The 26,803-nt window shown below is 39.5% G+C and carries 25 protein-coding genes; 5 read left to right on the forward strand and 20 right to left on the reverse strand.

Annotated features, from left to right (window positions below):
• Positions 1-67 precede the first annotated feature (67 nt).
• The 12 genes from RS24_RS03695 to RS24_RS03755 all read right to left on the reverse strand — a co-directional run bounded on the left by RS24_RS03695 (position 68) and on the right by RS24_RS03755 (position 13,525).
• Positions 68-985: an NAD-dependent epimerase/dehydratase family protein gene (locus RS24_RS03695; protein WP_021776850.1), complete on the reverse strand. Its 918-nt coding sequence runs from the start codon at positions 983-985 to the stop codon at positions 68-70.
• Positions 986-1,131: 146 nt separating this feature from the next.
• A complete protein-coding gene (locus tag RS24_RS03700; protein ID WP_021776851.1) occupies positions 1,132-2,526 on the reverse strand; it encodes an FAD-binding oxidoreductase in 1,395 nt (464 codons plus the stop codon).
• A gap of 196 nt (positions 2,527-2,722) precedes the next feature.
• Entirely contained in the window at positions 2,723-3,898 is a 1,176-nt protein-coding gene (locus RS24_RS03705; protein ID WP_021776852.1) for a nucleotide sugar dehydrogenase, read from the reverse strand.
• A gap of 7 nt (positions 3,899-3,905) precedes the next feature.
• Positions 3,906-4,988 (reverse strand): GDP-mannose 4,6-dehydratase, encoded by a 1,083-nt coding sequence (gene gmd / locus RS24_RS03710; protein WP_021776853.1) that lies wholly within the window; start codon positions 4,986-4,988, stop codon positions 3,906-3,908.
• Between the two features lie 197 nt (positions 4,989-5,185).
• Positions 5,186-6,106, reverse strand: a complete 921-nt coding sequence (locus tag RS24_RS03715) for a Wzz/FepE/Etk N-terminal domain-containing protein (RefSeq protein ID WP_021776855.1) — start codon at positions 6,104-6,106, stop codon at positions 5,186-5,188.
• A 2-nt stretch (positions 6,107-6,108) separates the two neighbouring features.
• Positions 6,109-7,890, reverse strand: coding sequence for an SLBB domain-containing protein (locus tag RS24_RS03720; RefSeq protein WP_192814055.1), 1,782 nt, complete (start codon positions 7,888-7,890; stop codon positions 6,109-6,111).
• A 101-nt stretch (positions 7,891-7,991) separates the two neighbouring features.
• Positions 7,992-8,522 (reverse strand): hypothetical protein, encoded by a 531-nt coding sequence (locus tag RS24_RS03725; RefSeq protein ID WP_021776857.1) that lies wholly within the window; start codon positions 8,520-8,522, stop codon positions 7,992-7,994.
• On the reverse strand, positions 8,519-10,591 hold the full coding sequence (locus RS24_RS03730) for a YjbH domain-containing protein (RefSeq protein ID WP_021776858.1): 2,073 nt from the start codon (positions 10,589-10,591) through the stop codon (positions 8,519-8,521). The genes RS24_RS03725 and RS24_RS03730 overlap by 4 nt, the downstream gene beginning before the upstream one ends.
• A 17-nt stretch (positions 10,592-10,608) precedes the next feature.
• The gene (locus RS24_RS09995; RefSeq protein ID WP_021776859.1) at positions 10,609-10,917 is read right to left on the reverse strand and encodes a hypothetical protein; all 309 of its coding nucleotides are present in this window, start codon (positions 10,915-10,917) and stop codon (positions 10,609-10,611) included.
• A gap of 343 nt (positions 10,918-11,260) precedes the next feature.
• On the reverse strand, positions 11,261-11,584 hold the full coding sequence (locus RS24_RS03745) for a hypothetical protein (RefSeq protein WP_131443726.1): 324 nt from the start codon (positions 11,582-11,584) through the stop codon (positions 11,261-11,263).
• A 59-nt stretch (positions 11,585-11,643) separates the two neighbouring features.
• Positions 11,644-12,465 (reverse strand): MipA/OmpV family protein, encoded by an 822-nt coding sequence (locus tag RS24_RS09710; RefSeq protein WP_021776862.1) that lies wholly within the window; start codon positions 12,463-12,465, stop codon positions 11,644-11,646.
• 19 nt (positions 12,466-12,484) lie between these two features.
• Positions 12,485-13,525 (reverse strand): aldo/keto reductase, encoded by a 1,041-nt coding sequence (locus RS24_RS03755; RefSeq protein ID WP_021776863.1) that lies wholly within the window; start codon positions 13,523-13,525, stop codon positions 12,485-12,487.
• A 96-nt stretch (positions 13,526-13,621) separates the two neighbouring features.
• Here RS24_RS03755 and RS24_RS03760 point away from each other — a divergent pair, with 96 nt between their 5' ends.
• Together RS24_RS03760 and RS24_RS03765 are read left to right on the forward strand one after the other, a co-directional pair.
• Positions 13,622-14,293, forward strand: coding sequence for a nitroreductase (locus RS24_RS03760; RefSeq protein ID WP_021776864.1), 672 nt, complete (start codon positions 13,622-13,624; stop codon positions 14,291-14,293).
• Between the two features lie 73 nt (positions 14,294-14,366).
• The gene (locus RS24_RS03765) at positions 14,367-14,723 is read left to right on the forward strand and encodes a hypothetical protein (RefSeq protein WP_131443728.1); all 357 of its coding nucleotides are present in this window, start codon (positions 14,367-14,369) and stop codon (positions 14,721-14,723) included.
• A gap of 35 nt (positions 14,724-14,758) precedes the next feature.
• On the opposite strand, the gene RS24_RS03770 is transcribed toward RS24_RS03765, so the two are convergent.
• A complete protein-coding gene (locus tag RS24_RS03770) occupies positions 14,759-15,223 on the reverse strand; it encodes a cupin domain-containing protein (protein WP_021776866.1) in 465 nt (154 codons plus the stop codon).
• 48 nt (positions 15,224-15,271) lie between these two features.
• Complete coding sequence (locus RS24_RS03775; RefSeq protein ID WP_021776867.1) at positions 15,272-15,628, reverse strand: MotA/TolQ/ExbB proton channel family protein; 357 nt, start codon at positions 15,626-15,628, stop codon at positions 15,272-15,274.
• 217 nt (positions 15,629-15,845) lie between these two features.
• Between RS24_RS03775 and RS24_RS03780 the strand changes: the two genes are divergently transcribed.
• A complete protein-coding gene (locus RS24_RS03780) occupies positions 15,846-17,906 on the forward strand; it encodes a PQQ-dependent dehydrogenase, methanol/ethanol family (protein WP_021776868.1) in 2,061 nt (686 codons plus the stop codon).
• 40 nt (positions 17,907-17,946) lie between these two features.
• Here the strand turns inward: RS24_RS03780 and RS24_RS03785 are convergent, their stop codons facing one another.
• On the reverse strand, positions 17,947-18,336 hold the full coding sequence (locus RS24_RS03785; protein WP_021776869.1) for a limonene-1,2-epoxide hydrolase family protein: 390 nt from the start codon (positions 18,334-18,336) through the stop codon (positions 17,947-17,949).
• 100 nt (positions 18,337-18,436) lie between these two features.
• A complete protein-coding gene (locus RS24_RS03790; RefSeq protein WP_021776870.1) occupies positions 18,437-19,099 on the reverse strand; it encodes a TetR/AcrR family transcriptional regulator in 663 nt (220 codons plus the stop codon).
• A gap of 98 nt (positions 19,100-19,197) precedes the next feature.
• Here RS24_RS03790 and RS24_RS03795 point away from each other — a divergent pair, with 98 nt between their 5' ends.
• Both RS24_RS03795 and RS24_RS03800 read left to right on the forward strand, forming a co-directional pair.
• Positions 19,198-20,370 (forward strand): phytanoyl-CoA dioxygenase family protein, encoded by a 1,173-nt coding sequence (locus tag RS24_RS03795; RefSeq protein ID WP_038300680.1) that lies wholly within the window; start codon positions 19,198-19,200, stop codon positions 20,368-20,370.
• A 115-nt stretch (positions 20,371-20,485) separates the two neighbouring features.
• On the forward strand, positions 20,486-22,030 hold the full coding sequence (locus RS24_RS03800) for an acetolactate synthase large subunit (RefSeq protein WP_021776872.1): 1,545 nt from the start codon (positions 20,486-20,488) through the stop codon (positions 22,028-22,030).
• An 86-nt stretch (positions 22,031-22,116) separates the two neighbouring features.
• Here the strand turns inward: RS24_RS03800 and RS24_RS03805 are convergent, their stop codons facing one another.
• The 4 genes from RS24_RS03805 to RS24_RS03820 form a co-directional block, all read right to left on the reverse strand.
• Positions 22,117-23,436, reverse strand: a complete 1,320-nt coding sequence (locus RS24_RS03805; RefSeq protein WP_021776873.1) for a metal-dependent hydrolase family protein — start codon at positions 23,434-23,436, stop codon at positions 22,117-22,119.
• Positions 23,433-24,386, reverse strand: coding sequence for an amidohydrolase family protein (locus RS24_RS03810; protein ID WP_021776874.1), 954 nt, complete (start codon positions 24,384-24,386; stop codon positions 23,433-23,435). The genes RS24_RS03805 and RS24_RS03810 overlap by 4 nt, the downstream gene beginning before the upstream one ends.
• A gap of 101 nt (positions 24,387-24,487) precedes the next feature.
• A complete protein-coding gene (locus tag RS24_RS03815; RefSeq protein ID WP_021776875.1) occupies positions 24,488-25,261 on the reverse strand; it encodes an SDR family oxidoreductase in 774 nt (257 codons plus the stop codon).
• Between the two features lie 51 nt (positions 25,262-25,312).
• Positions 25,313-26,800 carry an aldehyde dehydrogenase family protein gene (locus RS24_RS03820; RefSeq protein WP_021776876.1) on the reverse strand — a complete coding sequence of 496 codons (1,488 nt, stop codon included), beginning with the start codon at positions 26,798-26,800 and terminating at the stop codon, positions 25,313-25,315.
• Between the last annotated feature and the right edge of the window lie 3 nt (positions 26,801-26,803).

Consider the following 26,803-nt stretch of genomic DNA (forward strand, 5'->3'; position numbering starts at 1 on the left):
GAATTATAAGGATATACATATATCTTGCGCTTTATATCAAGTAATTCAAACAAATATTTCTTAAATTTCAAATTAACTCGTTAGAACTATCATCTTTAAACCTAAGATTTCCCAAAAGACTCTGCTCTAATTTTTTTAAAAATAATAAACGACAAAAAATTTTAATAATTATAGGCGGAAAGCAAAAAGATCGTAAACTGTGACCAGATTGATTTGCGATAAGCTCAAAAATTTCTGATGTTGAAATATCTTTTTTTTCCTTGAAAACTCTAATTGTCGATTTTTTAGAATTATCCAATATCAGACTCTGAATACCCTCACACAGCGTGTCAACTTTAACATAGCTTCTTAAATTTTCTTTAAATCCTGCTATGGGCATCGGAATTCCCAAAGATAGTATTTTATCAAGAAGTCCCTTTTTCATATTTCCAGGCTTACCAATTACTAATGGTGGCCTGATTATATGGATTGTCATTGCAGTGGTTTTGCTTAATGCAATCAATTTTTTTTCAGCTTGTCTTTTTGTATGTGCATAAAATGTTGCTGGTTGAGGTTTATCAAGAATTTTAAATGGCTGTTTATTAATTTCTGCTTCACCAAATACCTTAGCGCTACTCAAGAAAATAAACCTGCTGACCCCAGCTTCAATTGCAGAATTGGCAAGAGCGATTGTAGCGTTACAATTTGTCTGGAAAATTTCGTGTTTTTTTGTTCGTCCCATTAAAAAAGGAGTTTTAGAAACCCCTGCTGCATGAACGATAACATCAACCTTATGAAGAATTTTGTTAATCCTATCATCAATAATATTAATGTTTCCTTTAATTACATTAAAGCTTGAGTCAAATTGATTGGAATCTCGAACTAAGGCTATGACTTTGTAATTCGCAGTGCTCTGAGAAAGAGTTTCGATAAGCTGTCGCCCAATAAACCCTGAAGCACCAGTAACAAGTATTGTGATTGATGAGTTTTGGCTGATTTCAGTCATGCAATAGGTACAAAAATATAATATGATTTAAGGTATGTATTCCGGTTCGTTATTTAGAAACCTTATAATTTCCAAGAAACACAATAACTAAACCTGAGTGAACTTATTTGACTATTTCATAAATAGCCTAACTACAAACAAATGAATTAATTGATAACACCTTTATTAAATATATTTTGATTATCAATAGACTTTTTAATTTTTAACCGTAAATCTCTTTCTGCTTCCCCCCTTAGTTCATTGTAGATAACTTTTTTGGTCCGCCCAATTCCGTGCTCTGCAGCAAAGCTACCATTCATTTCGTTTGCTAATGCGGCAATTTTTTGGCTGAGTCCTCTTTCTTTCTCTGTGAAAGCAGCATTACCTTCAGGTGGAGATATATTAAAGTGAATATTTCCATCCCCCATATGCCCAAAATAATTTATTCGCAAATTTGGGTTTACTTCAGAACAAATTTTAATAGCGCGAGTAATAAATTCTTCTATTGAACCAATGGGAACGGATATATCGTTTTTTATCTGCTCCCCTATTAATCTCTGTCCTTCAGGCTGCTCTTCTCTAAAAAACCATATTTTACGTCTCTGTGACTCTGAATTTGCTACAATACAATCTACCAATTCTGAGGAAACTAGATTGCTTGATAAGTAATCAATCAGAGGCTTACGTATATCCAGAAGTGATGATGTAGCACCCAATTCAAACAAAACATAAATTGATGCTCTGTCCTTTACGGGAAAATCATTATCAGTTGAAAGTTTTAAAATCAGATCAACACCAAAATCAGTAAAAAACTCAATTGCCATCAAAAAATTATGAAACTGACAACTAAAATCACGGCAAAATTTAACTGCTGTGTTTAGATCTTTAAATCCTACAAGGCCAGTTTCAACATTTGTGGATTTTGGCACTAATTTTAAAACTACTTTGGTTATCAGTCCTAGCGTACCCTCAGACCCACAAAAAAGAGACCTCAGTTGATACCCTGAATTATCTTTTTGAACCTCCCTGACACCTTCAAACACCTGCCCGTCTGGCAAAACAACTTCCAGGCCTAAAACCAAATCAGTCATCATACCGAACCTAAACGCCTGATTACCACCAGCATTCGTTGCAACTAGACCTCCAATTCTAGCAGACCCCTCAGACCCTAGGTGCATAGGGAATTCTAAATTTGTCTCGTTTAAAGCTGCATGAACATCAGCTAAAATTACACCAGCCTCGACGACCATTAGACCACTGTCCACATCCAATTTGATTATTTTATGCATCTTTTCAAATGAAACGATAATGGATTTACCCTGACTAGGCACCGAGGCTCCCACAAGACCTGTATTTCCTCCTTGGGGGATAATTTCTATATTTTCATGAGAGCAAACCTTCACAATTTCAGAAACATCATTTGTGTTGGCAGGAAAAGCAACACCCATTGGAATGGTGCCATTAATATTTAGCCAGTCGCGATAGTATTTTTGAGCATCTTTACCATCAATCCAATTATTCTTACCTATAATGTCTGAAATCGTTTTCTTTATTTTCGTCATTTTCGATAATCCATTACATCGGGATACCGCCCTTAGAAACCAATAAGTGTCAAACTAGTTGACGAATTAAAGGCTACAAAAAAATTCTCTTTGTGAGGGTGATGAGTTAATTTCCTTAAAGGTTTACAACAATGCGCAAAACTTAATCTGGGTCATGATGTCCATAACTTAAATATATATTTTTGAAGTTGCAATCTTAGTCAATGCCAAAAATATCTCTTGTGAAAATTTTATGTGAAACGTCACTCAGTTCATCAAATCGGCGGTTGGCGATAATTATTTCAGATCGAGATTTAAAATCTACTAAATCTACTACTACCTCAGAATTAAAGAATTTATCAGCCTCGAGTAATGGATCGTAAATAATAACTTCTATACCCTTAGCCTTAATACGCTTCATAATACCCTGCACAGCAGATGATCGAAAATTATCAGAACCCTTTTTCATGGCGAGGCGATATATCCCAACAGTTTTTGGGCTTTGAGCAAGAATTCTATCAGCAATGAAATCTTTTCGGGTTGTATTAGACGTGACAATCGCTTGGATTAAGTTTTGAGGAACATGTTCATAATTTGCCAGTAATTGCTTCGTATCTTTTGGTAAACAATAGCCACCATAGCCAAAACTAGGATTATTATATTGTTGACCAATTCTGTTATCTAATGAAACACCTTCAATTATAGACTTAGTATCAAGATTATGCGCCAATGCGTAGCTATCTAACTCGTTGAAAAATGAAACTCGCATTGCAAGATAGGTGTTTGAGAATAGTTTCACTGCCTCCGCTTCAGTAGGGCGCATATATAGGGTTTCAATATCGGTTTTTAATGCTGCGTCGCACAGAAGTTTCGCAAAAAATTTTCCATCTGGACATTCACCACCAATAATAACTCTTGAAGGGTAAAGATTATCGTAGAGGGCGCGACCTTCACGCAAGAACTCGGGTGAGAAAACAATGCGCTCTGTAACGAATTTATTTTTCATCTGCGCTGTAAAACCCACTGGAACAGTAGACTTAATAATGATTAGAGCCTTATTGTTATATTCAAGCGCGTCCGCAATAACCGTCTCAACAGAACTCGTATCAAAATAATTTGTCTCTGTGTCATAGTCTGTAGGTGTTGCAATCACAATATAGTCAGAATCTGAATATGCCTCAGACTTATCTGTTGTCGCAACTAAAGATAATTTTGTGTCTTTAAGAGTTTTTTCAATTTCATTATCGACAACTGTTGATAACCCTTTGTTAATTTGCTCTACACGAAAGCTATCAATATCTAATACTATGACATCATTATTCTTTGCAAGTAATACAGCTAATGACATTCCCACATATCCAGAGCCAACAATTGTTATTTTGGTATCAGCCATTAATCTTCTACCTGTATTTGTATCTCATAGCTGTGTTTTGATAGTCTTCATCGACCATTTCTTTGCACATCTGCTGGACAGATATTTGGGGTTCCCATCCAAGCATCTTTTTAGCCTTTGAAGGATCTCCCAAAAGCTTCTCGACCTCAGCAGGCCGGAAATATCGACTATCAATTCTTAAAATAACTTGACCAACTTTAACATTAGCAGCCCTGTCACCCTCAATTGCGGTCACAGTTCCAATTTCATCGATACCATTGCCTGTAAATTCAAGCTCTATGCCTAATGCTTTCGCTGACCACTTGAAAAATTCTCGAACTGAGTGCTGCTTACCAGTTGCAATTACAAAGTCGTGTGGCTCGTCTTGTTGTAACATCATCCACTGCATACGCACGTAATCTTTAGCGTGCCCCCAATCCCTCAATGCATCAAGATTGCCTAAATAGAGGCACTCTTCTATACCTAGAGCAATTTGGGCAAGACCCCGTGTAATTTTTCGAGTAACGAAGGTTTCCCCCCTACGTGGGCTTTCATGATTAAAGAGAATGCCATTGCATGCAAAGATATTATATGCCTCGCGATAATTAACGGTTATCCAAAAGGAATAAAGCTTAGCAACTGCATAGGGTGAGCGTGGATAGAAAGGTGTGTTTTCTGTCTGGGGAACTTCTTGGACTAACCCATATAGCTCAGATGTAGAAGCCTGATAGAATTTAGTTTTCTTTTCTAAGCCAAGAATTCTTATACCCTCAAGCAACCTTAACGTACCAACGCCATTTACATCTGCTGTGTATTCGGGTGTTTCAAAACTGACAGCTACATGGCTCTGAGCACCTAAATTGTAAATTTCGTCAGGTTCAATATCAGATAATAGGCGTATTAAATTACTTGTATCTGTCAAATCACCATAATGCAGCTTAAAGCGCTGATTTTCTAATTGGGGGTATTCATAAATATGATCTACCCTCTGGGTATTAAGGGAAGAAGAACGACGTTTAATTCCATGGACCTCATAACCTTTATCAAGCAGTAACTCTGCTAGATAAGAACCATCTTGTCCTGTAACTCCAGTTATTAGGGCTTTTTTCACAAAATAACGTTTTCTAAATGTGTTGACATAATTATTAATGGAATGTTCATAAGATAGAGATCATAATCAAGAAAATTATTGATAAAAGCAATTAAATTCATATAAAGATTAAGCCTCATCCAATTAGAACTTCTGGACCTTGCATTAATAATTTTTAATATCAATAACTATTAAAATTAAACATTTGTTTCTGATGTTTAGTCAGATTTACGATAACTATAAAAATAATCAATTACAAAGTATGAAATTGCAAAAAATAGACCTAAAAAAGCTCCCATTAAACTAATGATAGCCCGCGAAGGTTCAGATTTGGACTCAGGAACTGTTGCAGGGTCTATAGTTTTGAAAACATATTCTTCACGAACATTTGCCAACATCATAGTTTCAGTCTGTGACTGAATGAGATTAAAAAATAATTTACGAAGTTCTGTAAGCGGTGTCTGATCTATTTGTTGACGTAAATAAGCTATAGAACTTTCTGCTTCCTTAATTTCTTGTTCTCGAATGGCGTTGTTAAGATCCTTGATGACCAAGCCTGTCCACTCTGCGGCAATGTCAGGACTCTCATGTTTGAACCCTATTCTGATAAAGTCAGTTGCAGTATCCTCTTCAATCACCAAAGCATACATAAAGGCACTGTATATCTGCTCATTTGATGGTGTGTAACTCTCATTAACCCATGTTTTTGTTTTAACATCATATAAACTGGAATTAAGCTCAAGCTTTCTTGTCCCTGCATCCCAACGTTGAACAGCCAGGAGTTGAGGAGCGATTTTATGGCGTTCGACAAATTCACGAATGAATTTTCTTGATTTCAGAACCTCAAGCCCTAAGGAAGCCTTGTTAATCCCATCATCTGGCAATGCAACCCCAGCTAAAGAAGCGAGACCCCCGAATTGTCCTGCAATACCAGACATGCCTCCACCTTTTCCATCTTCGGCAGGGGCAACAAGCGCTTCAGCTTGGAAAAAATTAGGTAAAGTTATGGCATAAATAATAGAAATGAAGGCAGCGATAACGGTGAAGGTAGCTATTATTCTTTTTTTATCCCATAGAACTTTCATCAGTTCCAGCAGGTCTATTTCATCAGCTGGAATGTCAACCTTAGATTCAGACATAGCTACAACCCACTGATAGCAGCAATCGCGACTGCCCCTTGATAAACAATAGAAATCACATCTCTCCAGAATGGCAAAGACTGACGATAGTCATAATCCACTGGTACAATAATGGTATCACCTTCACTTAAAAGCTTGTCCGAACCATATCTAAACCAGCCGCCCTTGGGTTGTGCTACATTACCATTGGCCTTGACGATATAAATATTATCTTCATCGGCCAGTTGCGTTATACCAGCAGCCAACGTTAAGTAATCTTCGATTTCAAATTGCGAATTATAGACATATGAACTTTGACGCCTTACCTCTCCAAAAACGGTTATCGTATTACTTCTTTCAGGAATATAAAGCGCATCCCCATCTGAAAGAACTAAATTAGCATCATTCCTTCCTGCCAATGCGCGTGGCAAATCAATAATAACACGCCCTATTCCTGAGTAAGTTTCAAGCTGTTCAGTAATGAATTCAACATCTTCGACATCCAGCTGATTAGTTGACTGGGTTTGAGAGGAACTAACAACTTGCCGCCGCACTTCCTCAGCCAATTCTCTGGCCCTAAAAGCTTCTCTTTGGCGAACTTTCTCACGTGTAAAAACAGCCCCATGCAGAAAAGAGGCTTCCGTCGGACCACCAGCACGTGCCATAAGGTCACTAATGCGCTCACCAGCAGCCATTAGATAAGTACCAGGATAATTCACTTCACCTTGAATATTTACACGGATAGCAGAGGCTTTATTCATTACATAATTTGATTTATTCACCTTAGTGTATGACGTAGCCTTAAAATTGAAGTGGATGGCGTCACCATCAAAAAAACTAAACTTTTCGTTTTGACTAAAATTTAAAATTTTATTCGGTGAATCGGAAATCAGTGATGAATAAATAACAGCCTCGATATCTGCCCCTGGCGCCATCCCCCCCGCATAGGAGATTATCGCCTTTGCATCATCGCCGCCCTTAAGCTCAAAAATTCCTGGACGTTTGACCGCACCGGTTATTTGTAAATTTTTATTCGACTCCCCGACCAAAATGACATCATTTGACCTCAAATTAATGTCGGAAGAATTGTCCCCATTAATGAGAAAATCATACAGATCGACTTTACCAACGAGCTTCCCCCCCCTCTTGACCTGAATATTCCTGTAGGTACCTAGTTCAGTAATGCCACCAGCCAGATAGAGGGCATGCGTAACTCTCGAGAGGGCCGGCATTGAGTAAACACCAGGTGCCTCAACATTGCCTGCAATAAAAATATTGATGAATTTTGTTTTGCCAATTGTAACCGTCGCATTAACGCCAACCAGTTGGGAGTTTACACGGTTACGTATGAGTTCTTGCGCCTCATATAACTTCAGACCATTAAGATTAATCGGCCCAACTTTTGGCAGTAAGATTGACCCGTTTCTGTCAATTTCAATTGTATAGCTTACGCTTTCAGCACCATAATATTGAATGATAATTTGATCACCCAACCCCAAAAGATAATCATCGGGGGCCTGAGCATCATCTGCAATCTTGAACTCCCCCCTCTCGGAAGAAAAAAGCTCCTCCCCAAATCGTGACAAATCTCCTCGGAAGCCCAGGTAAGTTCTTAAATCCTCTTTATCTTTTTTATCAGGCAACTCGATGGTAAAATCTTCCATCTCCCGGCCGATACCGGTTTCTTTATCTTCAAAACCTCCCTTTAAATCGTCAATATCAAACCCCAGACTTTGAGCAAGTTCCTTTTGATCTCTTGTTTGTGCAAGGGTATCAGAGACAATACCTATTGAAAAAAAATTCAAAGCAAAGGCTGCGCCGAATAAGGAAAATAAAAGACAATATCTTTTAAAAATTGAATTACGAAATAAGGGAAACATACCAATCCACTTGCTATTTACTTGGTCTAATTTTGTTTTGTTAATGTCATAAGTTTATTTTGTGGCTCAATATATTGTTGTATTTCAATAATTTCATCAGCATCATTAACAACAATTTTATTAATATATCTAACTTCACTTTCACAAGATTGATTAAAAATTAAGAGATTATCCTGCAAGTTTTCTTCCCATTCACCACAGTTCTTTTGAATAGAATATGCATCCTCATCATTAAGTTCTACAGAACCAACCTCGTCGCCTTGAATATCATATTCTCCTTCAAAGTCGCCAAAACCAACAATAGACACTACAGACCATCCATCAAAAAATAATGAGTTTCCAAATTTATCAGCAAATAGAGTTCCATTAGGTAATTCCATAGCTATTAATTTATAATTAAGATTGTCATAAGTCGCATCCCAATAATAGTTTTGCATCTTAGGTTGAGGATTAGAGGAAGTAAAAGCTCCTATCTGACTAGAAGATACTGAACATGAAAAATTTATGAAAGAAATAGCAATTAAAAAAGCTAGGTATAAGTTTGTATTTTTTTTCATGGTTTCATTCTACTCTTGTTATTCGATAAAGTGTCATATCTAGCACCTCTTAAGCTATGCCACAACTCACCTGAAAAACCCTCTAATCTTGCCCCACCATCACGTTGTATGGTTCTGAGGCGAGATTGATAATTGTTCCTTGTATCACGACCAAATAATGCATTAAGAGGAACTTTAAAGTAAAGACCTTTATCAAAACTACCCTCTCCAAAATCCTCAGCAGATACGTCTGTCTGTGTAGCCCAAACACCTACTTTCCATCCATTATCGAAAGTTCGTCGAAGTTCAAAGGTTGCCCCCTTATCCTCAGCAAGATATTGACCAACATGAAGCGCAGCATCAAAGTTATAAAGCGGTGTCGCCCAATAAGCACTCACAAATCCGGTAACAGCTTCATAATCCAGATGGTCAAACTGACGGTCATAATCTCTTTTCTTTGCCCAATGCAAACTAGCGCCCGTTGCAAACCTTGATTGAGGCTTAGAAAATAAAACTTCTCCCCCTATACCTGAAAACATTTCCTCAAAAATACCGGCCTCTAACCTGATAAAGGTGATCTTATTTATTGAATTTTGATAAGCTAAGAAAAAACTTTCAACGCCAGTTTCACCTTGTTGATAATATTTTTTCATTTCCGATCTTACCCTTGGTAATACTGAGTCACTTTCTCTAATTATTGTATCGAAGTTGTTTTCCAAATCGACTGCTATAGATGATCGAATAGTAAAATTAGCTGGAAGAGGTATTGTAGATTTTAGTTGGGCATATAACTGGTATCTTAGAGGTTCATCGGGATCCATTAATTGCAGACGGTTTTGCAATGCAATATCAACAGGTATTCTAAATTTAACAAAATTAGTCCTACGAAACGGCTTTTTAATCTGTCTAGGTAATAATATATCCAACTGATTTACAAAAGTTTCAACACTATCATTGTGAATATTCATAGGCCTTATTGTTTCCAATGTATGAAGACGGTACCCCTCCTCATTAACAGTAATTGCAATAGATTTAAAATTTTGCGGAAGGTGAAGGTCAGCCAATCTTAATGCAACGCCAATAGCATCGGGCCAACTTCTATAGTCTTTATTACTTACCTCAAGATTAATTTCTTCCCCCTCAGGCTCGTAGTCTGCAGACATTAAAATTAATCCTGCCTTGCTCATATCAAGCAATAAGCGATCATACCAACTCGAGGGATTATAGCCTTCGGGAAACTCGTTTTTTTTCATATCAAGAGTGGATTTATAGAATCTTTCAGGATATTTTGGCGAAGTTTGCTTTGTATTTAAACTCGCAGAAATCTTAAATCCAAATTCATCGTTGTGTTTGTAATTTGCAGCCAGATGAAGATCTTCAAACAACTCCCACTCTAAGCCAAAGCTGTATGGGGTATCTGGGGATTTGCTACCTCTTCCAACCTGGAAGTTATACTCGTCAGGATTGTATTCAGCTAAAATTTTCAATGGGTAATTAGGAACAGCATATGTTAGGCCTCCAAAAATTCCGGCATTTTTACCGCTGAAGAAGTTATCGAAACTAAACTCTCCACCTTGGCCAGTAACAGCACTTCGCTCTTCAAATCTATCAGAAATATTTTTTAACGGGTTATCAAAATCACCTTTTCCAGCAAGGCGGCCCCACCCAACACCTAGGGTAACATCTAGGGGACCATATTTTTTGGAACCAACAATATATTCTGAACCATAAACTCCAGTACCAGCCACATCCCTTATACCAATAGCAATTTGAGGTAAGTAATTACTTTCCTCCAACAGCCTTATTTTGGCTTCGTAACTTCTGTCATAGTAAAAAAAGTCTTCAAACCCCACATACCTAAAAGTTGTTTCAAACCAAGGTGTCGCTTGATAATTAAGAGAGTAAACGCTTACTGTGTCTTGTTTTGAGACCGTAGCACGTAGATAGCCATCTTTCATCATGCGAGCAGAAGGGATATCTATAATCCCGGTTGTTCCCAAATCCCCAGCTTTAGCACCAAAGGATATGAAAAAAGATGATAATAAGAAAAATGGCCCTAGTAGAAGGGCCATTTTAAAAATTTTATTCATTTTATTAAATAAAGCTCTTAGGTACCGCCTGTACCACCTGTACCACCTGTACCGCCTGTACCGCCTGTACCGCCTGCGTCATCACCAGCAGCAGCAGGAGTGGGAGCTGGGTCGTCATCATCATCATCAGCAGCAACTGCTACACCAACAACGGCTGCGCCAATAGCAACAGCAGTAGCTACTGAGACACCAGCAATGGTTCCCGCACCAGCGGCAGCACCAGCTCCAGCACCAGCACCAGCACCACCAGCAGATGACTCAGATTGTGCATAAGCAGAACTGGTCATGATTATTGCGATTAAAGCAACAAGTAATTTTTTAAACATCTGAATCACCTTAGTAAAAAGTAACTTAAAAGCTAATTTATATTAGCAAACAAATAGAAAAAACTAAAAAACAACCTTTTGTCAAGAGGTTATTATATTAAAAATTAATTTTTTAAAAAATTTATAATTTTTTCGTTTAAATGATTAATCAGACCCTCAATGTCATCTTTCTTTAAATACCTTAAATATAACCCACGCTTCATTTTTGTATATCTAAAGTCCCAAAAACCAAAATCATAAACCTTCCAGCCATGATTAGTTTTATTAATAAAAAGTTTTAAATCCAAGTCAGGTACAATTTTCAGATTCCTCTCAACAATTAAGATTGCGCTTTTATTATTTATCAAAGTAATTTTTTTAGCCTAAGGCTAGTGTTAAGATTACTATTTAGCCATTCATATGCATATCTTCTGAATGTATTTTTAAGAGCTTCAGTAAGTTCTGAAATTAATTTTTTGTTAATTTTAAGGAAATTTTCTTCACCCAAAATTGTTTTTAAGGTTAATTCCGGATTACTGTGAAACAAAAAAAGTTTAGCTGGGCCTGCCTCAAATTTATAAGGATATTTGCGATAAAATTTTCTTTTCTTAGATACCTCACTACTTGAAATAATATCTTCAGCGAAAGTATCTTCAATCTCTTGGATAAGAATTTGTCTATTTTCCAAGCTATACCCAGTTGAGCAAAAGAAAAAAACAACAAAAAAGGCAGAGAGTAAAAACTTTTTTACCATATTTTGAATTTGCGAACGAAACCTATCCCCCCAAGGAGATAATCATCTTTTTTGATGAGGGGGCTTAATTCGTTCTTCCCTTTAGAAAGATCAATATATTTCACATAACTCAGGATAAGCCACTTATCTGTCTCATATTTAATTGTTGATGATAATCTATGCCCCAATAACCCGCTTCTGGCTTTATAGAATGCACGGTCGGTTGTTACAAATTCCTGATTTACCGAGAAAAACTTTGATTGATACGCCTCACTCGCCCAGATGATACCAATATCAAAATCATAAAATAGGTTTCCATTTTTGGCCTCATAATGCACCCGAGGCTCTACAAGATAACCTGCATCTTGCACAAATTTATCATCAAAAGCCTCATCTTCACCTAAAAGCTCAAATGAGGCGCGTACAGGGATATCTAAACTAATGTAATAATTTTGTTTCTGAATGAGCCTGAGGCTAACTTCAGGACCTATTTCGACAAAAAACCCCAAATCAGGCATACCATTACGCGCGGTATTATCATCACTGGATACCGGAAAAGAACCGGTAATATCAAAATCAAGCTGAATGATATTGGTATTAATCAATTCCGCATGTACGCCTTTATCATTGACGCTCAGTCGGTCAGACCTAAAGTCGATGTAAGGCACTGGCAGGAAATAATCATCATTCTCATCTGATCCGGGATAATGAGGTAAAGAGGCGACGCCCAGCCCAGCACCTAAGATCAGCGAGTCCTCGCTGATGCTCTCATTTTCCGTTGCATGACTGACGTGTGGAAAGCATGAAACTGCTACCAATAAGAAAAACCTTTTCATAAACCCTCAATTAACTCCCTTAGGGACAAAGGTTGGATGCGCTAAGATGTATTTCTTCTATTTCCGACAATATGTCATCATTTAATTCAACATCAATTGAAGAAATGGCAATTTCTAGCTGTTCCATACTTGTCGCCCCAATAATATTGGACGTTACAAAAGGTCTGGTCGTGACAAATTGAATAGCCATTTGTGCGGGATTTAACCCATGTTTGTTTGCCAATGCAAGATACTTGTCCACCGCCTCTTCCGATCCCGCTGTTTCATAGCGGCTAAGCCGAGGCGCAATATATTTTCTAGACCCGACGGGTATTGCTCCCTTTTGGTATTTACCGGTGAGATAGCCTTGCGCGAGAGGAGAATAGGCTAATAATCCGACCTTATCGCGATGATAGATTTCCGAACCGCCAAGTTCATAAATACGATTAAGAAAATTATAGGCATTCTGAACAGAGACAATACGAGGCAAATTCTTGGTTTCGGCATAATGCAAAAACTTCATTGTCCCCCATGGGGTTTCGTTAGAAAGACCAAAATGGCGGACTTTGCCGGATTTTCTCAACTCATCCAAAATACCGAGCGTATCCTCGATGCGGTTAATCTCATCACCGAAATGCTGATATCCTAATCCGCCAAATAAGGGCAGAGGGCGATCAGGCCAATGGAGCTGATAGAGATCAATATAATCGGTCTTTAAACGGGCGAGGCTTTTATCAATCGCCTCCATAATCTGAGGGCGTGTTAATTCAGGCTCATCCCCATTATCCCTGAACCAGGTCATGGTTGAACGACCGACCACTTTGGTTGCAAGAATAACATCCTGTCTCTTGCCGGTCTTCTCAAACCAGTTTCCAATCATGGTTTCCGTTCTTCCCTGCGTCACAGCTTCCGGCGGAATAGGATAAAGTTCGGCGGTATCAAAAAAGTTGACGCCCTTTTCAAATGCATAATCCATCTGCTCAAAGGCTTCTTCTTCGGTATTTTGACGACCCCAGGTCATTGTACCTAGACAGATGGCACTGACCTGCACATCCGTATCTCCTAATTGTCTTCTTTCCATGGCACCCCTCTTCAGCAACCTAACTGTGCTGATAAGTTCAGTTGCAACGCTGAAACCAATAACATAACTTCGGGAGAGTATTGAAAAGGAGCCACAATGACAACTGTTTCAGAAGCGATACTATCCCGGCGATCCATAAGAGCTTTTTTAGATAAACCTGTAGCCCCCGATTTAATAAAAAAAATCATCACACAGTCTGCCCGTGCCCCGTCTGGTGGAAATCTACAACCTTGGTATGTCGATGTTGTAACTGGGGATAGCCATAAAAAACTTTTGGATTTGATGGATAAAAAAATCGCAGACAACCCGGCAGGGGAAACAAGAGATTATGATTTCTATCCGAGTGATTTGCCTGATAAGTATACCAACCGCAGACGTGCAACCGGCGCCGGCCTCTATGAAGCAATGGGCATTGCTTATGATGATAAGCTGGCCAGATGGGATGCCATGAAGTTAAATTGGGAATTTTTTGGTGCGCCTGTTGGTCTGTTTTTCTCGATTGATAAATTCATGGGTAAAAATCAATGGTGTCATCTCGGCATGTTGATGCAAAACATTTCCCTCCTCGCAATTGAAAACGGTCTCGCAACCTGCATGCAAGAAGCTTGGGCCGTCTATAGTGAGACCATGCATGACTTTTTAAATCTACCTGATGAGCGTGTTTTTTACTGCGGTATGGCACTTGGTTATGAAGACAAAACTGCACAAGTTAATAAATTCATTACTGAAAGGGAGAAATTAGTTAAATTTGTTAGTTTTATTGATTGAAATAAAACAAATAAGGCGTATGTGTATTAAAGGTATTCTGGTTGAGTGTTGCGTAAATGAGGAAATTAAGCGTATGCGTAAGGAAGTAATTTTTAACGAGTGGTTGCAAGAAGTTTCCAAATATCCAAATGTAAATTACTTCAGACATTCAGGTGCTACGATGAGCCTCATGGCAACTATCGCCTCCCTAAATGGTGATTTCAACTTCGGGGTGACAGACTACATAAAAATCGCCCAGCAGCATCAAGCTTCAAAAAATCACAGCGAAAGCTCACTGCGTAATTTCTTGATGCAAGCAATTAAAGATGGTCATTTTGTGGCGTTGGATAATCCTTTGAAGAAAACCAGAAAGACGCTCGTACTATCCGATACGCTCAAAAAAGAGTACCGAAACTGGCTCAACTCTCTATCCAAAAAATTCGCAGCCTAAAAACAAAAAATTTCGTGACCTTAGGCCCTCACTGACTAGCCCTTAGCAGCATGGTCAACAATGTCATTCGGAAGATTACCTTCCCAAGCGTTTTTATAAAACGCTAAATCTGCAATGAATTGCACTTGGTCATCTGTATCAATAAATGACACTGGCCCGTGTCCGAAATAAATAAATTCAGTCACCTCCAGACCAGCAGCTTCTTCGTGAATCTCACCGATTGACTCATAGCCATACACACCCGGCCCAGCTTCACCAGTTTCAAATGTAAGTAAGCCTTTTGTGACAAAAAATTCCGCTGGGCTAATATGTTGATGTCGGCCAAATTTCACACCAGGTTGAAGCTGGACGTAAAGAACCCAGTCACCTGTGACATCGCAATATCTAAGAAGCTTAAACTTGACGCCTTCACCAAGTTCAACCCAATCAATTTTATTGATATCCGCGAGCATGCCACCTTGTACACCTGGGTCATGAATTTCTGATATATTTCTAGCCATTTCGTTACCAAATTATCCGCTACAGACGTTGTTAAATATTTATGAAATCTATTCAGGTTCGCTAAATGTAACAGCTACGAGCTTTAACATATATCCGTAGAAAAGGGTTGTGAGAGCAACAGCAAAAGCAGGGGCGACACTTTCCAAATCATTCAAGGTTTTAAATGAAGAATAAGCCATTATCGCAATAATGCCCATGATAGCGCCAATCCAACCGAAATATATCGTACCGTTACCAAATTCACTTAAGTAATTATCTGTTCTACCCTTTAACAATGCAAAACCGATACCGCCTCCGAAAACTAAAATAAAGCTGTATAGATCTATGAAAGTATTCAAACCGAATTTGTTTGCTATGGTAGCAACAAGAAAAATACAAATAACTAACCCTAAATATCTTTTCACAAGATTACCTCCAAATTTATAATCAAAATCAACATTAAAAGTTTACATAACTACTGTAAGCAATCTCAGCATTAATTGTGCTTAATTCATAGTAGCTTTTATCCTCTTGGAAATGAAATCAATTATATATATCTCTACAAATTACTAGTTTCCTTTTTTGGGGAAATATTTTGATCTCTAGGGTAATTTATATGTATCTGAGATTTGATGTAGTGGTATGACCAAAAAAAATTCTTTAGTTCCCGTTTTATTGATTTCTTTAATCGTAGTCTCATATTTTATCTTTTCATCTTCCGAAAAAGATAAAACCTCAGACTGGTTATCATATGGAAATGAGTACAACGAGCAGCATTTTAGTCATCTTAATCAAATCAACATTAAGAATGTAAATAGTCTTAAACTTGACTGGGAACTCCCTTTACCTGATGCCATTCAACTCGGTAGCACCCCTTTAGCCATTGATGGCAAAATATATTTCACTGGAGACAGAGCAATCGTATATGCCGTTGACGGTAGAACTGGACAATTAATTTGGGTTTATGATCCAAAAATTGGAGAAAAATCACCAAGAAAGATTGCACTGGGCTGGAATTCTAATCGGGGATTAGCCTATTTAGACGGAAAACTTTTTCTTGGTGCAACAGATGGTCGGCTCATCGCGCTGAATAAAGACTCAGGTGAATTAATTTGGTCAGTCGATACATTTGAAAAAAATGGTGACCGGGCCATTACTGGCGCACCGCGCGCTTTTAAAGACACTGTGATTATTGGTCATGGAGGCGCTGATGCACAAGCGCGGGGTTATGTGTCCGCCTATGACGCTAATACAGGTGAATTTAAATGGCGTTTTTATCTGGTTCCCGGAGATCCCGCAAAAGGCTTCGAGAATGAGGCCATGGAAATGGCTGCCAAAACCTGGCATGGCGACTGGTGGAATAGAGGCGGCGGCGGCGGAACCGTCTGGAATGCCATGACATTTGATGAAGAATTTAACGCAATTTATTTAGGCACCGGGAATGGAGGCGTTTGGGATCATCAACTTAGAAGTGATGGCATAGGGGATAACCTTTTTCTCGGGTCAATAGTCGCGCTGGATGCTGATACCGGCGACTATCGCTGGCATTATCAAGTCATGCCGGAAGAAAGCTGGGACTATAACGCCGCGATGGATATTGTTTTGGCTGATTTAGAAATTAAAGGGGAAACAAAAAAGGTTTTAATGCAAGCGCCCAAAAATGGATTTTTATATGTCATAGACCGTCAAACTGGGAAGCTCATCGGCGCGGATAAATTTTCTAAATCCAATTGGGCCAGTAAAATTGATTTGGAAACCGGGCGGCCTGTAATGGGCGAGGCAGCTGATTTTCAAAAAAGTCCTAAGCATCTTTGGCCGGGCCCAATCGGGGCACATAATTGGCAGGCCATGGCTTACAGCCCGAAACAAAAACTTGTTTACATTCCCGAAATGCAGCACGGGGCTACCTACATAAAATCTGAGATGCCAAATCTGAGAGAAAATTTTCTCAACCTCTCCATTATTACGACCTATGATCAAATAGATCCAAACGATGGCAAAGGATCAATCGTTGCGATGGATCCTGTGACATTGAAACCAAAATGGAAAGTTCAACATGATAGTTTTTGGAATGGCGGGATACTGGCCACGGAAGGTGATCTTGTTTTTCAAGGAACTGCTGATGGAGAATTTGCCGCCTACAGTGCAATTGATGGCACGAAATTATGGTTCATTGATGTTCAAAGAGGTGTAACCAGCGCGCCAATAAGTTACATGGTTGATGGTGTCCAGCGCATTGTTATACCAGTAGGATATGCTGGTGGGTATGCGGCATTCGGAATTAAAGCCACCCATGCGGGGTGGAAATATAAAGCACCTGGAATCAGACTTTTAAGCTTTAGTCTGGAGGGAGAAAAAGAACTCAAGAGGGTTGAAACCGGAAGGTATCAACTTGATTTAGTCGACTTGAGCGATGTTGAGATTGACGAAAAACTCGCGTTAACTGGCATGGAACTATATCACAGCGCCCCCTGTGGGAGTTGTCATGGTGGTCAAGGTAATAATTCTGGTTCCGGAGCGCCGGATTTAAGGGAGTCTGCATCTCTCACAGACTTTGAGACCTTCAAATCCTTAACAAAAGACGGGCTTTTGGTTGATAACGGTATGCCAAAATTTGATGATCTGTCTGATAGCGAGATCAATGCCATTTATGAGTATTTAAGGCAGAGAACGAAAATCGCCGCTGCGGATTTGAAAAATTAGGTTTTATGAATTTTGAAGAGAGTCGCAGGGCTTTATTGCTTCAGTATAAGGCTGTCGCTTCCTCCATGGCTTTTTCAAAAGTCATTAAATCAAAATAATCTCGCCAATGGGTCATTAGACCATCTGAAAACGTCATCACTCCGCATACGGGCAACTCGACCCATTTATCGTTAATTAGAAATTTATCTGTTCGTTCGGTAAAGACGTTGCCTCTATCATCTTCCGCAATTTGATGAATATCCCAGATGATTTTCTCGCTCATCTCTAATACAGGAGCAATGAAAGTTCTAATTTTGTCGTGCCCCTTAAGCGGTTTCATAGGAATGTTATGATATCGACAACTTTCGGACATCATATTGAGAATTTTATCGAGATTTTTATTTTCCCAAGCGCCAATAAAATCTTTTGCTAGATGGGTATTATCTGACATAGCCGGCTTTTTTTAAATCATAAAATATTATCAATTAAAAACACCTTAATTCAAATGTTTTACTTATGAAATCCATAAATCCAATATTTTTGTTTATCAATTATTTTAAATCATCAATTTTTCTTAAAAGTTCTTTTTTGAAGTCCTGAGAAGCATCTGCGCACAATGTAATTAACATCCCTGTCATCACCTGCCTTCTATAAGTTTTAAGGTCGATATAGCCATGCATCCAATCCAAACGAGCCAGCCTCTGAGAAGAGAAAAGCCTGATTGATATTTGATCTATATCTATTCGCCCCTCCAGCTTGCCAGAGGATATAGCGTGAGCACAAATTAATCTTGCTTGATTTCGTGCCTCCATAAAGACACCACTTTCTGACTGATGATCGAAAAAATTTAATCTTTCGCCAGCCATAAACGCAGCACGGTAAAAAGTTTCGTTTGTTGAGAGTAAATCAATTAGACCATCAACAAAACTTTCTAGGGCTTCTAATGTATTTGCTGGGTCAAAATCAGTAGCTGCATTCATAATATCCGACATGGCATCTCTCACAAGTTTGCTTAAAATCTCAGAACGCTTTCCGAGAAGATTATGAACTGTTGGTATTGTAACGCCTGCACAGTCAGCAAGCCTTGCAATTGTAAAGGCGTCTAGACCATCTTTAGAGATAATGTCACCAGCACACGCCAGTAAATAATTTTTACGTTTGTATTTATTTGCTTTGCGGGTTTTTAAACCCTTAGCAGGATTTTTTTTTGTCATTTAAATTTCTTAACAGATATACAGCTTGATTTACATTTTTTATTTTAATACAAATTTAATGTATAATAAAAACTGTAAATATTATGAAAGTGTCATTTATGTTTCAAAACGTTTCAAAATCAATAGAAGCCTGTGCAGCACATTATGGTGAAGATAGTAAAGCTATGCGTAAGTATTTGCTTAATGGAGAGAGGTTGGCTCTCGAGTTAAATAATCGTGGGCCTATTATCTTTGAACAAGACGGCTCTCTTTCTAAAGATATTCTTGAAGCTTACAACAAATATGGTTTTTATATTTTTACGGGCGTTATTGAGGACAAGGAACTCGAAGAAATTAAGCAAGACCTTGAGCAAATGAAAAAACGTTTCCCAGTCAGCCCAGGAGCTCAAAATACAATTGACGGCTCCCCAGCGCTAGGAGCAGATTGTTCAGCACTTACCTTAGTATGGTCTAAACCTCTCGGTGACCCTTTAGGCGGCACAGAATTAGCCAATGGTCGACATCAAGTAAAGCTTTTTGAACCGCAGGCAGCCGATGGAGCTCCTGAATTTATACCATTCATTTTGTTAGGTTCATTACAATTTTCTGAAACATGTTTGCGTATGTACGGACATCCTAAATTATTAAAAATTGCCGAGGAAATTAATGGTGAGGATTTTGCTCCTTTCAACGAAACCTTATTCATCAAGGAACCCGGTGTTGGAGCAGCCGTATCATGGCATCAAGACGGAGCTACTCATTGGGACAGCCCGGACTTTGATAGTGGTATTCACGGTTTCAATTTCATGGCTCAAGTTTATGGAAGCACGGCGGTAAACGGAGTATGGGTTTTGCCGGGCAGTCATATACATGGGAAAATAGATATAGCTAAGCTTGTAGAAGAGTCTGGAAGTGAACGTCTAATTGGGACTGTCCCAATAATTTGTGATCCTGGAGATGTAGTGATTTGTAATAGACAGATACTTCATGGCTCTTTCGCAAACACAGGATTTGAACCAAGAATTACAATAAATATGGGCTTTCACCGTCGAAGTTCTGTACTAAATGTTAAAGGTGCTGGAACGCATAGCGAAGTTCAAATTTTTAATGAAGAAATAATTGATAAAAGGTCAGAAGTTATAGGTTACGGCATTGATGCCCGCCGTCAGCATTTTCCTGGTGAAACCCCTTATGAATATAAACCATTTGTTAAAAAGGGATTAACATTTAAGTGGGATGAAGATGCCAGAGAAGCTATCCATGATTATAATAAATTGGATTTAAGTATCTAGTGGAAAGCTCAAATAGTTAGAAAAAATATCTTCCATAAAAATTAAAAAAGGCCTCGATATTTTTTATTACCCTGATCAAAATTAAGTCGTTCCTCAAAAAAATTAAGGTGTTTATATGAATGGTGCTCAAAGCTTGTTAGGAACTCTTGTCAGATCTGGAATTGAAGTCTGCTTTACAAACCCTGGCACATCAGAAATGCACTTCGTTGCATCCCTTGATCGTGAGCCAGAGATGCGAGCAGTTCTGGTTCTTTTTGAAGGTGTTGCAACTGCTGCTGCCGACGGATATGCTCGGATGATAAACAAACCAGCTGCAACACTTTTACATTTGGGACCAGGCCTGGCCAATGGTCTTTCAAATTTACATAATGCCAAAAAAGCAAGATCACCGGTTGTTAACATTATTGGCGATCATGCGACCTACCATCTGCCATTTGAAGCCCCGCTTACATCGGATGTTAAGGCCTTTGCTGCACCAGTTTCTCATTGGATAAAATCAAGTCCAAATGCTGCGGATGTGGGGCAAGATACAGCTGAAGCTGTGCGAGCAGCAAATTCGAATGGTGGACAAATCGCCTCGCTTATATTGCCTGCAGATACGGCTTGGACACCCGCCAGTGACTATGGCTTTTATCGCACACCTCCTATGCCAGACACTCCACCTCAAGCAGCAATTACTAAAGCTTCAAAGATGCTTAAAAATAGTAAAAAAACAGTAATTTTGATATCAGGTCATGCCCTTCGAGCTAAAGGGGTTAAAGCAGCAAACCGTATTGCTGTAAAATCTGGCGCACAAGTTTTTGCAGATACATTTAATGCCCGAATGGAACGTGGTGCAGGAAGATACAACATTAAAAGGCTACCATATTTTGCTGAGCAGGTTTCTGAGATACTTGCCGGGACTGAACAACTCATAATTGTCGGTTCCAAGCCTCCAGTCTCTTTTTTTGCATATCCTGACACTCCAAATTATCTTGTTCCAGATGGGTGTCAGATACATACATTATCAACACCAGCGGAAAACTCTATAAGTGCATTAGAGGCAGTAGCTGATGAAATCGGTGCCCCCAAAAACCCTCACGGTAGAATAGATTTAATACGTCCAGAATTAGCTAGCGGTGGCGATATTGCCTCTTCAGTTTGGCAAGCCATGGCACATTTTATGCCTGATGACTCAATTGTAGTTGACGAGGCAACAACAAGTGGCATCGCATCTGAGATGTTTCTCGCAAATGCCCCCTCATTTGACTATCTACAATTGACTGGTGGAAGTATTGGTATTGGTCTACCTCTATCATTAGGCGCCTCAATCGCATGCCCTGGTCGTAAAGTTATCTGTGGCCAGGGAGACGGTGGAGCCATGTATACACTCCAAGCTCTTTGGTCACAGGCAAGAGAACAATGTGATGTCGTAAACATTATATTTAACAATAGAAAATACCTAATTCTTGAAATTGAAATAATGCGCGTCGGAGCTGAAAATATAGGTCCAAAAGCGCTCGATATGTTTGATATTGGACGACCAGAAATAGATTGGTGCAAACTTGCTGAGGGTATGGGAGTTCATTCCATACGCGTTTCATCAGTCCAAGAAGTGAACCACGCAATGGAATTTTGTATGAAAAATAAGGGCCCTCATATGATTGAAGTTATTCTCTAAAACATTAATTACCGAAAAATTTTTATAATGTAATGCAAATTATAAATATTCACACTTTTCAAAAATCAATTATTTAATATCTTTTATTAACCTTGAAGTTTTTTCTTAATTATGTCCTTACATTCTGTTGGCAAAACCAAATGAGGCGACTGCTCATTGAGTAAATTGAAATACAACTGACCACTTTTCATGACAGAAATAATTTTAGATTTATCCTGCAAGGTCTGAATTTCTTCCAACGGGTTGCCGTCAATCAAAACAATATCAGCCAGACTCCCTGCTGTCATTGTGCCAAGACTTCCATCCGGCATAAAGGCTTCACCACCATGCTTAGTCGCAGCACGCAAGGCATCAAATTGGGAGAAACCAAAAAACTTAACAAAATATTCAAGATCTTTGGCATAGGTTCCATGCGGCGTAATGTTTAGACCATAATCGCCCCCAACAAGAATCCTAATACCCAACTTCTTCATTTTTTTGACGGAGTCGATTGTCGCCTCCAATTCAGCGGCATAACCCTCAACTTCAGGACTGTCTTTCGCAAATCCGAACATCTCGTAATTTTCCAGAAAGGTAACTTCCCATGCCGTTGCTGGTCCGACAAAAACTTTATCTTTATTGGCGTCAAGCAACTCACACGCTTCATCATCCAAGTAGTTCGCATGTCCGATATAATCGACCCCATATCTAACAGCTTGTTTAACCGCATCTGCAGAACGCGCATGACATGCAACGCGCATCCCCCTGCCATGTGCTTCGGAGACAAGAACATCCAACTCCTCATCCGTGAAACCAAGAACGCCAGGTTTAATACCTCCACCTGATGAAATTAACTCACCGTCAATCATGACCTTCACAACATCCACGCCGTTTTTTGAGAGGGTTCTCACAGCTTTTCGAACCTCCCAAGGGCCGTCCGTTATCATGCCGAGACCATCTATTTTCAACTGTGCATAATCCGGGTGCAAATCGGCATTACTGCCTGTCGACCCAATATCGCGCCCACCCGCCAATAGGCGTGGGCCAATAATATCGTTATTCTCAATGCCCTGTTTTAAAAAGGCATCGATACGATGCACCGAGCCGAAACTAATCGCTGAGGTAAATCCCGAACCGAGCATCACCCGCGCATTATTAATCGTTTTAATCATCACCTCTTCAACAGGCGATTTATCCAATTCTAGGGGACCGTTATTTGTGTAAGAAAGATGCGCGTGCGACTCTGTCATCCCCGGCATGGCAAATAACCCCATGCAATCAATCTCGTTGATATCACCAGAAATATCAGGCTTATTTGCACTGTCTCCAGCATATAAAATTTTATCCTGATCAATGACCAAAGTCCCATTTTCAATAGTCTCATCTGCATCACCGATAAAAAGATTAAGATTTTTTAATACGATCATAAAAGCCTCAACAATTTCTTGGCGTTAACAGATAAAGCGACGGCATCAGGGTGAATTGTCTCAGGCGTATCAAACCCACCAAAATTTGTCCCAAAAACAATTTTTTGATTATTCGCAAATTCATAAAGCAGGCTTTTTGCACTTTGCCCCTCAATATGCGTATCGAACCATAATTTTTTAACCATACCCAGATAATCAAAATCTTTATCTGCGAATTTAGCAAGCTTTGTCATCTTTTCTGCAAGAAAACTAAAACACCCACCGCCATGTGAGATGCATATATCCAGTTCAGGAAACCGATTTAAAACGCCCCCAAAAATAATCTGAGCAACAGCAAGCGTTTCTTCATAAGCATAGCCAAGGCTCAAAGATAAATTATAATTTTCCAGTCGATCATCCCTCAAGCCTGACCGCCCATCCGTGGAAGCAGGGTGTACAAATAAAGGAACATCCAGTTCTACCACCTTTTCATAGAGCTGATTAAGAGGCGCCGAGTCGAAGCCCCCCGGAAAATCAGTGCCAATAGAAGCGCCTGTGAGACCCAACTCTTTCACTGCACGTTCCAACTCAAAACACGCTGCTTCAATATCTTGAAGCGGCAAGGCTGCCAGTCCCAAAAACTTATCGTTATCAATGACGGTTTTTGACATTAGGTCATTATGTTTTTTGCAAAAACGGATTGCAGTTTCAGCTTCTATACCGTGGAACATTGTCAGAGGATTGGGCGACAAAACCTGCAAATCCACACCGAGGCGGTTCATCACATCCATCCTTAAATCAATATCGGTAAATATTGAGTTTTCGTAATCAAGATTCTTGAAAACATATTCACCGATTTTAAAACATTTGCGGCCTTCAGAGTCTTCAAACGCCTCAGGGCCATGAATTCCGGCTTCATTATTCAGATCTTGAAATACAATATGCGCGTGAACGTCAATTATGTTCGACATTTTACGCCCCTCCCCTCCAGATAATAATATTAGGGAGAAGGAGGAAAGATGTCATTAAATTTGCGTCTTCCGTCTTAACGGCAAACAGCTTGCATATGACATTACAAACTTCCTTTGATAACGCCACCATCAACCGGAATAGCTGTCCCCGTTATATAAGAAGCCTGTTGCGAGGCTAAAAAAGTAACCATACTGGCAATTTCATCTGGATACGCAAACCTTCCCAATGGAATGTCATCAATAATCGCTTGCTGTCTTTTATCGCCATCAGTACCACTTAACATTGATTTGACGCGGTCAGTCAGTGTCCACCCCGGGCAAACAGTATTAATGGTGATGCCATAAGCACCGATGTCTAATGACAGAGATTTCGCCCAACCCTGAACACCCATTCTCATAACATTTGAAAGCAGGATTTCTGGAATAGGCTGCTTAATAGAAAATGAAGAAATATTGACTATGCGCCCCCATTGCGCCCTTTTCATATCATCTAGAACCAGCTCGGTTGTAGTCACTGCAGAACGCAATGTCAGATGATAGGCATCCACCCAATCTTGGCTATCTACTGTTTGATAATTACCCACTTTAGGACCACCGGCATTATTGACGAGAATACTTACGGCCCCAAATTCACCCTGCACCTCTGAAATAAAACGCTGTATTTGCGATGCATCTGAAACATCCACAACGGAGGTAAAAATATTCACATCAACTTGAGATTGAATGTCTTGAACAGCAGCTGCAAGATTGCCTTCATCACGTCCGCAAATGGCGACATTTGCGCCTTCTTTGGCGAGAGATAAGGCAGTAGCCTTGCCAATCCCCAAACTCCCGGCAGTCACGACGGCAGTTTTTCCAGCAATTTCAAAATTCATAATTTAACCCGCCCAGATTAATGATTAATTGCCATTATTCCAAATTTAACTTTAGGTGCTTAACTTAATACTCACCGTTTTTTGCTCGGTATATGCCTTAAAGCCATCCTCGCCCAATTCCCGTCCCCAGCCAGATTGTTTGTATCCACCGAAAGGCAGGGCGGAATGCATTCCTCCATAATGATTGACCCATACATTCCCGGATTGGATTTTTGCGGCCACGGAATGGGCTTTGTTGACATCAGTAGTGAACACCCCAGCCCCTAAACCATATTGTGTATCATTTGCTAAGCTGATGACCTCATCCAGATCTTTGAATTTTGTGGCAGCCAATACAGGACCAAAAATCTCCTCCCGGGCGATTTTCATAGACGGGTCGATTTTAGTAAAGACCGTTGGTTTAAAAAAGTATCCGTCAGAATTATCACCATCTCCCCCAATTATAACCTCCGCCCCTTCTTCCAGACCTTCTTGGACATATTTATTGACTTGATTAAATTGGATTTCTGAAATGAGAGGGCCGAGCATTGTATCTGGGTCAAAACCGTTTCCGACTTTCAAACCTTTACTGAATTCTGCGATACCATTCAAAAACTCGTCATAGACACCTTCTTGGACATATAAGCGTGAACCCGCAAAACAAACTTGACCGCTATTGGTGAAAATCGCCATCGCCGCGGCAGGGATTGCCGTTTCAAGATCACAATCATCAAAAATGATACAGGGTGACTTCCCGCCCAATTCCAAAGTAATTCTTTTTAAATCATGACTGCAGGCATTGACGATTTTTTTACCTACTGAGGTTGAACCGGTAAATGAAATCTTATCAACGTCTTTGTGATGAACTAGCGCTTCCCCTGTAGAAGCATCTCCAGTTAAAACATTCAAAACGCCGGGGGGGATACCAGCTTCAAGAGCAGTCTCAGCCAGTAAAAGCGCACTCAGAGGGGTGTCCTCAGCAGGTTTCACAACACAACTGCACCCAGCCGCTAAAGCAGGTGCGACTTTGATTAAAAATGTACCAAAGGGGCCATTCCAAGGAAGAATTAAACCCACCACGCCGATAGGCTCAAGAGAGGTGTAACTATGAAAATTCTCACCATTACCAGTCAATGCAGATGAGATATTTTTGCCCAGAACCTTATCTGTCATCCCTGCAAAATATCGTATCCAATCAAGACCGTACTGTATGAAAGTCTTGGCAATCACAACAGGCATGCCATTGTCCAGCACCTCAATTTCGGAAATATGATCAATTTTAGATTCTAAAAGATCAGCCCATTTCCATAATATTTTGGTACGATCCAGAGGCTTCATGCCACTCCAAACACCTCTATCGAAAGAATTTCTGGCAGATGAAACAGCTTTATCAACATCCTGACTTGATGCGAAACAAACCTCGGCGATTTTATTTTTATTGGCAGGGTTAAAAACGTCGAAGCTTTTTCCATCAGATGAATCCAACCAGTTACCATCAATCAACAATTTATGTTTGTTTGATAAGAAATTTGTTGTTTCCTCTAAAACTTGATAGCCCATTTC

Source organism: Candidatus Micropelagos thuwalensis (assembly GCF_000469155.1).
In the GTDB taxonomy this organism is placed as follows: domain Bacteria; phylum Pseudomonadota; class Alphaproteobacteria; order RS24; family RS24; genus Micropelagius; species Micropelagius thuwalensis.